At 73.8% G+C, this 14286-nt stretch carries 14 protein-coding genes; 7 read left to right on the top strand and 7 right to left on the bottom strand.

All coding sequences use genetic code 11. The annotated features are described in order from the left end of the window. Window positions 1–12 precede the first annotated feature (12 nt). A complete protein-coding gene (glnA, locus tag DNL40_RS06455) occupies window positions 13–1437 on the top strand; it encodes a type I glutamate--ammonia ligase (RefSeq protein ID WP_111250427.1) in 1425 nt (474 codons plus the stop codon). A gap of 95 nt (window positions 1438–1532) precedes the next feature. Here the strand turns inward: glnA and DNL40_RS06450 are convergent, their stop codons facing one another. The 7 genes from DNL40_RS06450 to DNL40_RS06420 form a co-directional block, all read right to left on the bottom strand. Beyond that, window positions 1533–2036 (bottom strand): hypothetical protein, encoded by a 504-nt coding sequence (locus tag DNL40_RS06450; protein WP_111250426.1) that lies wholly within the window; start codon window positions 2034–2036, stop codon window positions 1533–1535. Further along, the gene (locus DNL40_RS06445; protein WP_146252034.1) at window positions 2033–2578 is read right to left on the bottom strand and encodes a hypothetical protein; all 546 of its coding nucleotides are present in this window, start codon (window positions 2576–2578) and stop codon (window positions 2033–2035) included. Before DNL40_RS06445 ends, DNL40_RS06450 begins: the two co-directional genes overlap by 4 nt. A gap of 11 nt (window positions 2579–2589) precedes the next feature. Continuing rightward, window positions 2590–3147 carry a signal peptidase I gene (locus tag DNL40_RS06440; protein WP_111250424.1) on the bottom strand — a complete coding sequence of 186 codons (558 nt, stop codon included), beginning with the start codon at window positions 3145–3147 and terminating at the stop codon, window positions 2590–2592. Window position 3148: 1 nt separating this feature from the next. Next, window positions 3149–3697 (bottom strand): alternate-type signal peptide domain-containing protein, encoded by a 549-nt coding sequence (locus tag DNL40_RS06435; protein ID WP_111250423.1) that lies wholly within the window; start codon window positions 3695–3697, stop codon window positions 3149–3151. A gap of 107 nt (window positions 3698–3804) precedes the next feature. Continuing rightward, entirely contained in the window at window positions 3805–5388 is a 1584-nt protein-coding gene (locus DNL40_RS06430; protein ID WP_179950972.1) for a hypothetical protein, read from the bottom strand. Beyond that, a complete protein-coding gene (locus DNL40_RS06425) occupies window positions 5385–6068 on the bottom strand; it encodes an ABC transporter ATP-binding protein (protein WP_111250421.1) in 684 nt (227 codons plus the stop codon). The genes DNL40_RS06430 and DNL40_RS06425 overlap by 4 nt, the downstream gene beginning before the upstream one ends. A 119-nt stretch (window positions 6069–6187) precedes the next feature. Further along, window positions 6188–7252 carry a LacI family DNA-binding transcriptional regulator gene (locus tag DNL40_RS06420; protein WP_111250420.1) on the bottom strand — a complete coding sequence of 355 codons (1065 nt, stop codon included), beginning with the start codon at window positions 7250–7252 and terminating at the stop codon, window positions 6188–6190. 263 nt (window positions 7253–7515) lie between these two features. Here DNL40_RS06420 and DNL40_RS06415 point away from each other — a divergent pair, with 263 nt between their 5' ends. The 6 genes from DNL40_RS06415 (at window position 7516) to DNL40_RS06390 (ending at window position 14231) form a co-directional block, all read left to right on the top strand. Beyond that, window positions 7516–8880 carry an ABC transporter substrate-binding protein gene (locus tag DNL40_RS06415; RefSeq protein ID WP_111250419.1) on the top strand — a complete coding sequence of 455 codons (1365 nt, stop codon included), beginning with the start codon at window positions 7516–7518 and terminating at the stop codon, window positions 8878–8880. Then, a complete protein-coding gene (locus tag DNL40_RS06410; RefSeq protein ID WP_111250418.1) occupies window positions 8880–9845 on the top strand; it encodes a carbohydrate ABC transporter permease in 966 nt (321 codons plus the stop codon). Before DNL40_RS06415 ends, DNL40_RS06410 begins: the two co-directional genes overlap by 1 nt. Next, window positions 9845–10669, top strand: coding sequence for a carbohydrate ABC transporter permease (locus DNL40_RS06405; RefSeq protein WP_111250417.1), 825 nt, complete (start codon window positions 9845–9847; stop codon window positions 10667–10669). Before DNL40_RS06410 ends, DNL40_RS06405 begins: the two co-directional genes overlap by 1 nt. Then, the gene (locus DNL40_RS06400; protein WP_111250416.1) at window positions 10666–11661 is read left to right on the top strand and encodes an alpha/beta hydrolase; all 996 of its coding nucleotides are present in this window, start codon (window positions 10666–10668) and stop codon (window positions 11659–11661) included. Before DNL40_RS06405 ends, DNL40_RS06400 begins: the two co-directional genes overlap by 4 nt. 78 nt (window positions 11662–11739) lie before the next feature. Next, a complete protein-coding gene (gtfA, locus tag DNL40_RS06395; RefSeq protein WP_111250415.1) occupies window positions 11740–13257 on the top strand; it encodes a sucrose phosphorylase in 1518 nt (505 codons plus the stop codon). Then, window positions 13254–14231 (top strand): carbohydrate kinase family protein, encoded by a 978-nt coding sequence (locus DNL40_RS06390; RefSeq protein ID WP_111250414.1) that lies wholly within the window; start codon window positions 13254–13256, stop codon window positions 14229–14231. Before gtfA ends, DNL40_RS06390 begins: the two co-directional genes overlap by 4 nt. Window positions 14232–14286: the final 55 nt, after the last annotated feature.

Raw genomic sequence — 14286 nt, 5'->3', positions numbered from 1 at the left:
AAGGGAGCATGGATGTTCAACAACGCCGAGGAGGCCATCGCCTTCACCCGCAACGAAGGGGTGGAGTTCATCGATGTCCGGTTCATCGACCTGCCGGGCGTGATGCAGCACTTCAACATCCCGGTGTCACAGTTCAGCGAGGACTCGTTCACCGACGGCCTGATGTTCGACGGGTCGTCGATCCGTGGCTTCCAGGCCATCCACGAGTCCGACATGAAGCTCGTGCCGGACGTGAAGACCGCCTTCATCGACCCGTTCCGCAAGCGCAAGACGCTGGTCATGAACTTCTCGATCGTGGACCCGTTCACGGACGAGCCCTACTCGCGCGACCCGCGCAACATCGCCGCCAAGGCCGAGGCCTACCTCGCGTCGACCGGCATCGCGGACACCGCCTACTTCGCCCCCGAGGCCGAGTTCTACGTCTTCGACGACGTCAAGTTCATCACCAACCAGCACGAGAGCTACTACTCCATCGACTCGGTCGAGGCCGCCTGGAACACGGGCCGCGACGAGGAGGGTGGCAACCTCGGCTACAAGACGCGCTACAAGGGTGGCTACTTCCCCACCTCGCCGTCCGACCGCTTCGCCGACCTGCGTGACGACATGGTCGCCACCCTCGGCCAGGTGGGCCTGGACGTCGAGCGCGCGCACCACGAGGTGGGCACCGCCGGCCAGCAGGAGATCAACTACCGCTTCAACACGCTGCTGCACGCGGCCGACGACCTGATGAAGTTCAAGTACGTCATCCGCAACGTCGGCTTCAACGCGGGCAAGTCGGTCACCTTCATGCCGAAGCCGATCTTCGGCGACAACGGCTCGGGCATGCACTCGCACCAGTCGCTGTGGCTGAACGGCGACCCGCTGTTCTACGACGAGAAGGGCTACGGCGGCCTCTCGGACATCGCCCGCTGGTACATCGGTGGTCTGCTCAAGCACGCCCCGTCGCTGCTGGCCTTCACCAACCCGTCGGTGAACTCGTTCCGCCGCCTCGTGCCCGGCTACGAGGCCCCGGTGAACCTGGTCTACTCGGCCCGCAACCGCTCGGCCTGCATCCGCATCCCGGTCACCGGTTCCTCGCCGAAGGCCAAGCGCGTCGAGTTCCGCGTGCCGGACCCGTCGAGCAACCCGTACCTGGCCTTCTCCGCGATGCTGCTCGCCGGCATCGACGGCGTGAAGAACCGCATCGAGCCCCCGGCGCCGGTGGACAAGGACCTGTACGAGCTGCCCCCGGAGGAGCACGCGCAGATCGCCCAGGTGCCCGGCTCGCTCGACGAGACGCTGAACAACCTCGAGGCCGACCACGAGTTCCTCACGCAGGGCGACGTGTTCTCCGAGGACCTGATCTCGACCTGGATCGACTACAAGCGCGCCAACGAGATCGACCCCGTGCGCCTGCGCCCGACCCCGCACGAGTTCGAGCTCTACTACGACGTGTGAGCGTCGGAGCCCACGGCTGGCGCCGTGCGGCTCTGAACTGCACCGACGGTACCCCCGTCGCCCTCGTGGCGGCGGGGGTGCCGTCGTCTGACCGCCTACGGCGACCCGGGGTAGGGCCACGGCCCGGGCACGTAGTCGCCGGGAGCCTGGCACAGGCCGAGCGCCAGGAGGTAGACGGCGTAGCTCGCGGTGCCCGACGGCGCGGACGCCCAGGTGACCTGGCCGAAGTCGCGTCGAGCGTTGACCCAGGCGTCACCGGTCTCGACGAGCCCGGACCGGGTGGCGGAGGTGGTCGAGGCGGGCAGCAGGTCGGCGGAGGCGCCGTCAGGGCCGTGGTGGAACTCGTAGGCGGTCACGTCCGGCACCGCGGTCCAGGTGAAGGTGGTGCGCCCGATGGAGATCCCCTGGCAGTCCAGCTCGGGGGCCGGCACGGTGCCCGCGGTGATCGTGCCCGCCGAGACGGTCTGCGAGTCGCTCCAGTAGGCACGGGCCGGTGGGGCGGTGGCGATCGCAGTGAGGCCGAGGAACGCCGCGCAGAAACCGGCGGCGAACGTGGCGAGCGCTCGTGGTCCGTGCGCCCGCGTGGCGACAGTCCTCATGGCAGACCCTCTCCGCTCTGGGCGGCGTCGAGCCGGACGGAGACGTCGGCGCTGCCTCCCTGCAGGGCGCTGGGGGTCGCGGGGGCCAGGCGCGCCGCGACGCACACCGTCACCGCCTCCGCGGGGCCCAGCAGGGGCGGGGTGCTGCTCCCTCCGGTGCAGGCGGTGCCGCTGGCGACGGCGCCGTACCCGACCGCCGTCAGGACATAGGGAGCCAGGGTCCCGGAGGCGGCCGGTGCGGCGGTCAGGGTGAACGAGGCGTCGCCCGTGTTGGTCACCGTGACGGCACCGGCGCTCCCGGAGCCTGGCCACGCAGGCGTGACCGTGAGGTCGAGGGACCCGTCGACGCTCATCCGGAGCGTCCCGGACGTGAGCGCCTCCGGCCCGGCCGCGACGCCGGTGGCCGTCCACGCCGCCCAGGCGACTCCCCCGCCGGCCACCAGCCCGGCGGCCAGGGCGCCGACCAGCAGCACCCGCCGGGCGCTGTGCTGGCGTCCCGGCGCCAGCACCCGTGCCCGTGCCCGTGCCCGTGCCAGTCCCATGCTCGCCCCCCTCACACCGTCCTGCCAGCCACGACCGGCTCGTGCGGGTCGTGCCGCGCGTGCCGCTCGTGCAGGCCCTGGAACGCCTGCCACGCCGCGTACGCCAGCAGCCCGGCACCGACGCCGATCGCGGCGTGGTGCCGCTGGCTGCCCGTCATGAGGGCCGACACCCGCCCGAGCCACGGCACGTGGTACCAGACCTCGCCACGCACCTGCACGGGCCGCACCGGCTCGCGGTCGGCGGCCTCGTTCGCGTCGCCGCGCGTGACGTACCGCGGCTCGCCGGTGGTCGTGGCGCCCACGGCGACCACCCGGTGGGTCACCACGTGGGCCTCTCCGGACCGGAGCTGGTAGGTGATGACGTCGCCGGTGCGGACGTCGTCGGTGGGGCGCACGACCACGAGCGTCCCGACCGGGTAGCGGGGCTCCATCGAGGGGCTCAGCACCGTGTACGGGGTCGCTCCGGCGAGGCGGGGCACGAGGACGCCGGCCAGGAGCGCGAACCCGGCGACGGCCACCACGGCCGCCGCCAGGGCTCTGCGCACCACCACGACGCTCGCTGCGCTCATGTCACGGTGCCGCCGGGCCCGGGACGGGCGCCTGCTCCAGCGTGACGGAGATGGTGTCGAGCGCGGCCGTCAGCCCTTGGGACTCGTTGGTGGCCCCCGGGCCGTCGAACGTCACGGCCAGCCGGACGTCCACCTCGTTTCCGGTCGCGGCGCTCACCGGCCCGGTGAACGGCACGCCGTCGAGCGTCGTGCTCACCACCTCCGCGTCACCGAGCTGGGTCGCCAGCCCGTTCTCCGCGGTCCACTGCGGGTCGGTCACGGTCACGGCCCCGATGCCGACGTGGTCGCCGGTCGCGGTGACCTCGAAGGTGCACGTGGTGGTGACCGAGTCTCCCGGCACCACCGCCGTCACGGGTTCGCCACCGTCTTCCCCGTCGTCCAGGTACGTCCACCCGCCGCAGGTCCCGTCGGCCAGGTCGAACGTGCCCGAGCTCAGCGCGTCCTCGCTCGCCGTGCCCTGCGCCGTCCAGTACGCCACGGTCCCCGCACCGCCGAGCAGCAGCACCGCCGCCCCGCCCGTCGCGACGGCCGCCTTGGTCAGCCTCTCCATGTCGGACTCCTTCGCCCAGGGCGGCCCTCGTCAGCCGCCGTGGCTCCGACGCTAGGTCGCGGTCCAGGGCCCGGGGTCGCCGCTGGCGCGAACGGAACCGGGGGGCGTCACTCCCGGACCTGCCCGGCCTTCCGCGCGGCCGACCACCCGAACAGCACCGCCACCACCGCCGTCGGACCCCATGCGGCGTCGCCCTCCGCCGTCGCGGCCAACCATGCCGCCCCGGAGACCACGAGCCACCCGCGCAGGTGGTACGCCAACACGGTGACCACCGACAGGTCTCCCAGGGGTGACGCCACGGGCGTGAACAGCGCGGCAGGCACCACGGTGCTGCTCAGCACCCAGGCCCGGACCGTCACCGTGAGCGCCGCGAGGGCGACCACGAGCGTCGCGTCCGCCCGTGGTGCGGGGTCGCGGAGCACCGTGGCGACGGCGGCGAGCACGGCCCCCGTCACGATGGCGAGCGCAGCCACCAGCGCCGGGGCGAGAAGGTGTGCGCCGTGCACCCTGGCGGCGCTGCCGGGGAACAGCCCTCCGGGCACCGGCTGCCGGGAGAACGCTGCCAGCCCACCGGCCACCCCGCACACGGCCACGTACAGCAGGACGGCGCCGACCACCGTGCCCGCCGTCTCGGGAACCGCGAGCAGGAGGAACGAGCCCGTGATACCGGCGGCGGTCGCCGTCGCGGTGGTCCAGGGCCGACGGCGCAGCCCGAGGAGGTCCCGGGCCAGCACCGGCGCTCGGGTGAGGAGCGCGAGCGGTCTGCCGGCGTCCCACACGCGGCGCGGTCCCCGTGGCCGCACGCCGACGGCGCGGGAGACGGCCAGCGCGTCGCCCGTGCCCAGCCCTTCGCCCGCCGCCCGGAAGCGGGCGCCGCGCGCGGCGACGTCGTCGACGTCGAGCCGGGCGGGCACCGTCCGCAGCACCACCCAGCAGCTCACGGCGGCCGTGACGGCCGCGAGCACCAGACCGGCGACGCCCGGGCCGGGGTCGGAGCACGGGACGGGCTCACCGGTCGCGACCCGGGCGCAGGCGATCAGCGGCACGGGCCGCGGCGCGGTCGCTGCGGCGACACCGACCGCCAGCAGCACCGACGCGAGCACCGTGGCCTCACGCCGCCAGACGGCGACCTGTGCGGCTGCTCCCACGGCCAGCGCCGCGGGGGCCGTCAGTCCGCCCGCGGCAGCCCACAGCACCACCTCGCGAGCCGATCCGCCCCCGGCGGCCGCGGCGGCCGTGACGAGCGCGCCGACCGTCACGGTCCCTCCGAGCAGCGCCAGCGCCCGCCCCCGCAGCACCACCCCCGGCCGGAACTGGCCGCCCAGCGTGTGGACCGCCTCACGGCCCGTCACCCACAGCGGCACCCCCGCCCGGACCGCCACCACGGCAGCCACCGCTGCGGCGCCGAGCGCGAGCAGCGCCAGCCGCTGCACCGGCCAGGCCGCCGACGCCTGGCCCATGCCGAACGAGGCCAGGAACGACCACGCCATCGACCCGTACATCGCCCCGAGCAGCACGGCGACGTACACGACGTACGCACTGCCGCCCCAGCCCTCGGCGCCCGCGTCGGCCCGTCGCCGCAGCAGGTGCCGACGCCAGGCGCGATACGCCCGCCCTCCCGCAGGGCCGGCGGCACCGCGGAGCGGGGAGGCGGTGCCCGCGGCCGGGACGCCCTGCGACGCCCCGCTCATCGCTGCGGCGCGGCGAGCGCCACCTCGACGCCTCGCGCCTGCCCGTCCGGCCCCACCGACGTGAGCGCTGCGCGCAGGTCGTGGTCGTGCGTGGCGACGACGAGGGTGCGGCCCGCGTCCAGCGCGGCGAGCAGCAGGTCGCGGCACCGCCGCCGCCAGCCGGCGTCGAGCCGCTGCTCGGGCTCGTCCACGATCACCAGAGCGCCCGGCCGGTACAGGGTGCACGCGAGCGCGAACATCTGGGTCTCCCCCGAGGACAGCTCGCCGGGGTACTGGTCGCGGACCCGGGTGAGGCCGGCGTCCGCGAGCGCCTCGTCGACGCCGGGCGCGGGGGTGCGGCCGAGCACGTGCCGCGGACCCCACGCGGCGGCCACCAGGGTGAGGTGCTCCGCCACGGTGAGGTCGGGGTAGGTGGGCAGCCCGCCGAGCAGCAGCGCGAGCTCGTCGCGCCGGGTCTGCCGCGTCTCGGCGGCGGGCGCTCCGAGGGTCTCGACGGTCCCGCGCGTGGGCAGGTCGGCCCCGGCGACGAGCCGCAGCAGCGTCGTCTTGCCGGAGCCGTTGGGGCCCACCACGACGGCGGCGCGTCCGGGGCCCACGTCGAACGAGGTCTCCTCGAGCACCTCGACGGTGCCGTGGGTGCGGGTGGCCGCACGGACGCTGACGGTCACGGGCTCGGCCATGCGACCGAGTGTAGGAGTCCGGCACCCCTGGTAGCGGGACCGCCGCCACGGGGAGCCGGCGCCTCCGGGCAGCGCCGGGCAGGCAGGGCCGGGCAGCCGGGCGTGGGCGGCGGGCGCGGTCAGGCGCCGGCGAGGACGGGTGCGATCGACCCACGGGCGTGCAGAGGCAGGGCGAGCCGGTGGACGACTCCGTCCTCGGGCGCGTCCGCGGGCTTCCCGGTGACCTGCGCGATCAGCAGCTCGATGGCGCGGCGCCCGAGCTGCTCGTGAGGGATCGCGAACGAGGACACCCCTGGCCTGAGCCACTGCGCCATGGGGTAGTCGTCGAACGAGACGATGGAGACGTCGTCCGGGATCCTGAGGCCCGCCTCCCCCAGCGCCTGGTAGACGCCGAACGCGAGGCGGTCGTTGAAGCAGACGATGGCCCCGGGAGAGGGGTCCACGGCGAGAACCTCCTGGGCGGCGGCGAACCCCTGCGGCGGGACCCAGTCGTCGCACATGTGCGCCGAGGCGGGCTGGAGCCCCGCCTCGTGCAGCACCTCGCGGATGCCCGCCAGCCGTTCGACGCCGGCGACGGTGTCCGGAGCGACGTCGTCGGGGCCTGGCCCGGCCCCGACGAGGTGGATCGAGCGGTGGCCCGCCTCCAGCAGCAGCCGGGCCGCCGCCCGTCCCGCCTCGACCTCGTCGGGGACGACGGCGGGGTACCGCGTCGGGGAGGACGGCAGCGTGTTGAGGAGCACGGTGGGGATCCGGTCGAGCTGCTTGGGCACCGCCCGCGCCCGGGTGAACATCGAGGTGAGCAGGATGCCGTCGACCTGGCGGTCCTGCATCGCCTCCAGGAGCGCGCTCTCGGCGGCCGGGTCCCCCTCGGTCTCGCCGATGAACAGCATGAACCCCCGTTCGCGAGCCGCCTCGATGGCCCCCTTGATCATGTCTCCGGCCATCTGGCCGGTGGCCACCGTGTCCGACACCAGGCCGAGGGTGCGGGTGGTCCCCTTGCGCAGGCCGATCGACACGATGTTGGGGCGGTAGCCCAGCTCGCTGGACGCGGCCCGTACCCGGTCCTGCACGGCCTCCGAGATGCGGAGCTCGGCCCCGCGGCCGGAGAGCACGAGGGACGCGGTGGTCGAGGAGACGCCCGCGGCGCGCGCGACGTCCGCGAGCGTCGTCCGCCTGCGGTTCACCCTGACCTCCCGTCGGTGCTCGCCGGCTCGTGCCGACCCGTCGCACGGATCCTATGGGGGCCTGGTGGCACCCTCGCCGCCTCTTGTGCCGCTGGTGGCCCGGCGGTTGCGGCAGCGCGTCGCCCGCGCCGCGCGACGTGATCGATCCGTGACCGGGCCCGCCTTGACAACCGTGTCCGCGCCTGGCGACGATGTGGATGCTAACACGATTTAGCGCTGGATCTGCCGTGCGGACCAGCTCTCGACGAGAGAAGGAGACACCGTTGTCTCGTACCAGTGGAAGCCCTCGCGTCGCGGTCGTCGCGTCGCTCGGGCTCGCAAGCCTCCTCGCCGCCACCGCGTGCAGCGCGCCGGGCACGTCCACCGCGGAGGGCGGCTCGGGCACCGCAGCGACGAGCGCTTCCGGCGACATGTCGTGCGGCACCGAGGACGTGACCCTCAGCGCCTACGTCGAGACGGGGTTCCCGCTCTCGGCCGCCCTGTTCGAGGAGTTCACCAAGCAGCACCCCAACGTGACCTTCGACGTCCGCGAGGACCAGTTCGCCGTCATCACGCAGAACGCCCCCCGCGTGCTGGCCGACAACCCGCCCGACCTCATGCGCCTCCCCCAGGTGTCGGAGCTGGCCGCGGACGGCCTGCTCTACGACCTCGACGCCGCGGCCGAGACCTTCGGCTGGGACGAGTGGCCGGCCTCGCAGCTCGAGCAGATGCGGGTCGACGACGACGGCAGGCGCGGCAACGGCCCCCTGTACGCGATGGGCCTGAACTTCTCGATGACCGGCGTCTTCTACAACAAGGAGCTCGCCGACCAGATCGGCATGACCCAGCCGCCCGCCACGCTCGCCGAGCTGGACGAGGTGCTCCAGAGGGCGAAGGACGCCGGCATCACGCCGATCGCCCAGTTCAACGGCGGCGCCACCGGTGGCTTCGCCTTCCCGCTGCAGGGCCTGATGGCGTCCTACGGCGACCCGTCCGAGATCAACGCGTGGACGTTCCAGCAGCCCGGCGCCCGCATCGACACGCCGGACAACGTCAAGGCGGCGGAGCACCTGCAGCGGTGGGTCGAGAACGGCTACTTCGCCGACGACGTGAACTCGCTCGACTACTCGATGATGATGAGCCGCTTCCTCGAGGGCAAGAGCCTGTTCATGTTCAACGGGGACTGGGAGTCCGGGAACCTCGACAAGCAGATGCCCGGCAAGGTCGGGTTCTTCCTCGTCCCGCCGCTCGAGGAGGGCGGCCAGGTCGGCGCCATGTCGGCGCCCCTGACGTACGGCATCTCGGCCCGGGCCGAGCACCCCGAGTGCGCCGCGTTCTTCCTCGACTGGGTGGCCACCGACGACCAGGCACGCACCATCGCGGTCGAGGTCGGGGGGTCGCACCCCATGGGTCCGGCGGACGCCTTCATGCCCGAGGTCGGGGAGGACACGGTGACCGCGCAGACGCTGGCTGCCGGCGCCACGATCGGTGAGGCCAACGGCTCGATGGAGTTCATCGCGAACGCCACCGGCGCCATCTATGCCAAGAGCTGGACGCCGAACCTGCAGAAGCTGGTGGCCGGCGAGCAGGACGGCGCCGGCCTCCTGACCGCGGTCCAGGCCGACTACGAGAGGGAGATCGGCCGCTGATGGTGCAGGCTCCGACGACCGGCACCCCCGGTCGGCGGCGTGCCGTCGAGGAGCCCGCGACCAGCACCGAGGCCAGGCGCCGCGCCATCCGCGCGCGGCGCCTGCGCCACGGCTGGGTCGGCCTGGGGCTCGTGGTACCCGCCGCTGCCGCGTACGCGATGTTCGTGCTGCGCCCGCTCGCGCTCACCGTCCAGTACTCGTTCTACGACTGGAACGGCGTCACCTCCTCCACGTGGGTGGGGCTGGGCAACTACGCCCGCCTGGCGGAGAACCCGGAGATGCTCGGGTCCATCGTCAACGCGCTCGAGCTGATCGTCTACTTCAGCTTCGTCCCCGTGGCGCTCGGCCTGCTGACGGCCGCCACCATCCGCAAGCTCGCCGCGAGCAGGCTCGCGCTCGTGTCCCGCACGGTGCTGTTCCTCCCCCAGGTCATCCCGCTCGTGGCGGCCGGCATCATGTGGACCTGGCTGCTCGCGTCGGACGGTCTCGTGAACCAGGTGCTGCGCGCCGTCGGGCTCGGCTCCGTGACCCGGGCATGGCTCGGGGACACCAGCACGGCGCTGCCGGCGGTGGGCGTGATCGGTGCCTGGGTGGCGCTCGGTCTGTGCATGCTCCTGTTCCTCTCGGGCATGACCAAGATCGACCCGTCGCTGTACGAGGCGGCCCGCATCGACGGCGCCGGGCCGGTCCGCGAGTTCTTCGCGGTCACGCTGCCCAGCGTGCGCCAGGAGATCGGCGTGGCCGTCACGGTCACCGTGATCTCCGCCCTGGCCGCCTTCGACATCGTCTACATCTCGACCCAGGGCGGACCGGCGAACTCGACGCTCGTCCCCGGCCTGGAGATCTACTACCTCGGCTTCTTCAGCCGGGACGTGGGCCAGGCATCCGCGCTGGCCGTCGTGTTCATGCTGCTGGTGCTCGCGATCGTCCTGCCGATCCAGCGGCTCACCAGGGAAGGTGACTGATGATCGTCTCTCGCCGCGAGGTCTTCCTCGGGCGCGCCCTGCTCGTCGTCCTCATGCTCGTGACGGTGGTGCCCTTCCTCACCCTCTTCGTCACGGCGCTGCACCCTCCGGGGACGTACCCGGCGGGGCTGGCCTGGCCCGAGGATCCGCACTGGTCGAACTTCGTCGACGCCTTCACGGCGGCGAACATGGGTGCCCTCCTGTGGTCGAGCGTGCTCATCGAGATCGGCGTCGTCCCTGTCACGCTGCTCATCGCGACCCTGGCGGGGTTCGCCCTGGGCCACCTGCGCCCGCCGGGGCACCGGGCGATCTTCCTGACCTTCGTCGTGGGCCTGACCCTGCCGTTCCAGGCCGTGATCGTGCCGCTGTACTACCAGATGCGGGACATGGGGCTGCTGAACACGCGATGGGCGATCATCCTGCCGCTGATCGGGCTCTACATGCCGTTCGCCGTCATGTGGATGCGGGCGCACTTCGTGACCATGCCCGAGGAGCTGTCCGAGGCCGCACGCATCGACGGAGCCGGCACCTGGAAGCTCTTCTCCCGGATCCACCTGCCGCTGTCGATCCCTGCCCTGTCCTCTCTGGGCATCCTGCTGTTCCTGTGGACGTGGAACCAGTTCCTGCTCGCGGTGGTGCTGGTCGACGACCCGGCGAGGCGGACCATGGCGGGCGCCCTGGGGGCCTTCCAGGGGCAGTGGGGCACCGACATCCCGCTGCTGTGCGCCGGGTCGCTGCTCATCCTGACGCCCACGCTCCTGGTGTTCCTAGTGTTCCAGCGGCGGTTCGTGTCCGCGCTCATGCAGGGAGCACTGAAGGGATGAGCGCCGAAGGGGCCGCGCGGGCAGCAGCACCCCGCGTCCACCCGCCGTTCGACGCGGCCGTGGCCGAGGCCCTCTCCGCCCGGCCCGACGACGTGGTCACCACGCTGCTCCCGGAGGAGATCGCCGCCCTGCGAGAGCGGGCCACCCCGCCCGACCTCGCCGAGCTCGCCCGCAGGACCGGCCGGTCGCTCTCCGAGCACCGGGCGCCGGGGCCCGACGGCGACGTACCCGTCATGCTGCTCCGCCCGCCCGGCGACGCGCCGGCACCGGTGCTGCTGCACCTGCACGGCGGCGGGCTCGTGGTCGGCACCGTGGCGGACGACGTCCCCGCGGCCGTGGCGCTGTCCGAGACGTGCGCCGTCGCCTCGGTCGACTACCGGCTGGCGCCGGAGCACCCGTACCCGGCCGCCGTGGAAGACGCCTACGCGGTGCTCGCCTGGCTGGCCGGGCACGCCGGGGAGCTCGGCCTCGACCGCGCTCGCATCGTCGTCACCGGGGTCAGCGCGGGAGGCGGCCTGGCGGCCGCTCTCGCCCTCCTCGCGCGCGACCGCGGCGGGCCCGCGCTCGCCGGGCAGCTCCTCGTGTGCCCGATGCTCGACGACCGGGGCGACTCGGCCTCCGGCCACCAGATGGCCGGGCTCGGCACCTGGGACCGCACGGCGAACGCCACCGCCTGGGCGGCCTACCTGGGGGACGCCGCAGGCGGGCCCACGACCCCGGCCTACGCCGCGGCCGCACGTGCCGCACGCCTGTCCGGTCTGCCGCCCGCCTACGTCGACGTCGGCTCCGCGGAGACCTTCCGCGACGAGTGCGTGCAGTACGCCGCCCGCATCTGGCAGGAGGGGGGCGACGCCGAGCTGCACGTCTGGCCCGGCGGGTGCCACGGCTTCGACGGCCTGGTCCCCCAGGCGCCGTTGTCCCACGACGCCCGTGCCGCTCGGGCCGCGTGGCTCGAGCGGCTGCTCGCCCGGACCGCGCAGCCCACCCCCTGACCCTGAGCCCCCGCTCCCCCACCCGCGGCAGGCCGCCGTCCCGGCCGGCCTGCCCCTCTCGACGACGGAGTCTCGACCGTGACCCACCACGGCCCTCAGCTGATCACCTACGCCGACCGCCTCGCCGGTGACATCGCCGGCCTCCGCGAGCTGCTCGACGGCCCGCTCGCCGGAGCGTTCACCGGCGTGCACGTGCTGCCGTTCTACCCGCCGTACGACGGCGCCGACGCGGGGTTCGACCCCCGGGACCACACCGAGGTCGACCCCCGGCTCGGCACCTGGGACGACGTGCGCGCCCTCGCCCAGGACCGGACCGTCATGGCCGACGTGATCGTCAACCACGTCTCCGCCGAGTCCGACCGCTTCCTGGACGTCCGGGAGCACGGCGACGCCTCGCCGCACGCCCCGATGTTCCTCACCCTGGGATCGGTGTTCCCCGACGGTGCCACCGAGGAGGACCTCGCCCGCATCTACCGCCCGCGGCCCGGCCTGCCGTTCACGGTGATGTCGCTGGGCGGGCGGCGCCGGCTCGTGTGGACGACGTTCACCCCCGACCAGGTGGACATCGACCTGCGTACTCCCCAGGCGTGGGAGTACCTCGACTCGGTCGTCGACGCCCTCACGGGCGGCGGTGTCACGGTGCTCCGCCTCGACGCCGTCGGGTACACGGGCAAGGAGGCGGGCACGGACTGCTTCATGACGCCCGCCACCGACGCCTACACCGCGCGGATCGTGGAGCGGGCGCACGCGCGGGGCGCGCAGGTGCTCGTCGAGGTGCACGGCCACTACCTGCAGCAGGTCGAGATCGCGCGGAAGGTCGACCTGGTCTACGACTTCGCCCTGCCACCGCTGGTGCTCCACGCGCTCACCGCGGCCGACCTGGGTCCGCTCGACCGCTGGCTCCGCATCCGGCCCACGAACGCCGTCACGGTGCTGGACACGCACGACGGGATCGGCATCGTCGACGTCGGCACCTCCGACCTGCTCCCCGGGGAGCCCGGCCTCCTCGGCGCGGACGAGATCGACGCGCTCGTCGAGCGCATCCACGTCGCCTCGGACGGTGCCTCCCGGCTCGCCACGGGCGCGGCCGCGTCGAACCTGGACCTCTACCAGGTGAACTGCACCTTCTACGACGCCCTCGCCCGGGACGACCGCAGCTACCTCCTCGCCCGGCTGCTGCAGCTCTTCGTCCCCGGCGTCCCGCAGGTGTACTACGTGGGCCTCCTGGCCGGCACGAACGACATGGAGCGGCTCGCCCGCACCGGCGTCGGCCGTGACGTCAACCGCCACCACTACACGCCCGCGGAGGTGGATGCCGCCCTCCGGCGCCCGGTCGTGCGTGCACAGCTCGAGGCCCTCCGGCTGCGTGCGTCCCACCGCGCGTTCGAGGGCACGTTCTCCCACAGCGTCAGCGGCACGCGGGCGACGCTGCGCTGGGCCTGCGACGACGCCGTGGCGTCCCTGGTGCTCGACGTCGCCGACTGCTCGTTCGAGGTCCGCGCGACGTCCGGCGAGGGTACCCGTGCCGTGCTCTCCTCGGCCGCCCTGGGTGGCGTCGCCGACGGTGCGGGCAGCGCGGAGGAGGGCGTCTCGTGACTTCTCCGGCCCACGACGTCCTCGTCGTCGGGGAGTCCGTCGCGGACGTCCTGCGGCGTGCGGACGGCACCACCACGACCCACCCCGGCGGGAGCCCGGCGAACGTCGCCTACGGGCTGGCGCGGCTCGGCACGACGGTCGCCTTCCTCACCCAGCTGGGCGCCGACGCCGACGGCGACCTCCTGCGCGCCCACCAGACCGGTGCCGGCGTCGTGCTGACAGCAGAGACGGGGGACGCCGCCAGCGACCGCACCTCCCGGGCGACGGCGCACATCGGCCCCGACGGTTCGGCACGCTACGCGTTCGACCTCGCCTGGACGCTGCGCGACGTCCCCCGCACGGTGCAGGCGGGTCACGTCCACACCGGGTCCGTCGCCCTCTTCCTGGCACCGGGCGCTGACGCCGTCGCACGGCTCGTCGCCGCCGCCCACCCGTCCGCGAGCATCAGCGTCGACCCGAACGTCCGGCCCGACCTCTTGCACGACCGCGCCGAGGCGGTGCGGCGCTTCGAGGCGGTCGTGCCTCGCGCTGACCTCGTCAAGGCGAGCGACGAGGACCTCGCCTGGCTCTACCCCGGCCGCACGGCGGGGTCGGCGGCGCGGCACCTGGTCGCCGCCGGTGCCGGCCTCGTCGTGGTGACGCGCGGCCAGGACGGTGCGCTGGCCGCCACCCGGGAGCGGACGTTCGAGGTCCCGGCGGTCGCCACCCGTGTGGCAGACACGGTGGGCGCAGGCGACTCCTTCATGGCCGCGCTCCTCGACGGCCTGCGGCGGGCGAGCCTGCTCGGGCCGGCAGCCCGCGAGGCGCTCCGCACAGCAGGCGGGTCCGCGCTCGCCCCGCTCCTCGCTCGGGCTGCGCTCGCCGCCTCCGTCACCGTCTCTCGTCCGGGAGCGGACCTGCCGACCGCCGCCGAGGTGGCCGAGGCGGAGGTGGCGCTGCGCACCGGCAGAGCGGACAGCCCACCGGCTGCGTGAGGGCAGGGCGGGCTCCCCGCGGCCCTGCGGCGCGAACGCCGTACCGCAGGGCCAC

It is taken from the genome of Xylanimonas oleitrophica (assembly GCF_003244315.1).
Lineage (GTDB): Bacteria > Actinomycetota > Actinomycetes > Actinomycetales > Cellulomonadaceae > Xylanimonas_A > Xylanimonas_A oleitrophica.
Note: the sequence above shows the minus strand (reverse complement) of the source record. Positions and strands in the feature narration are given on the sequence as shown.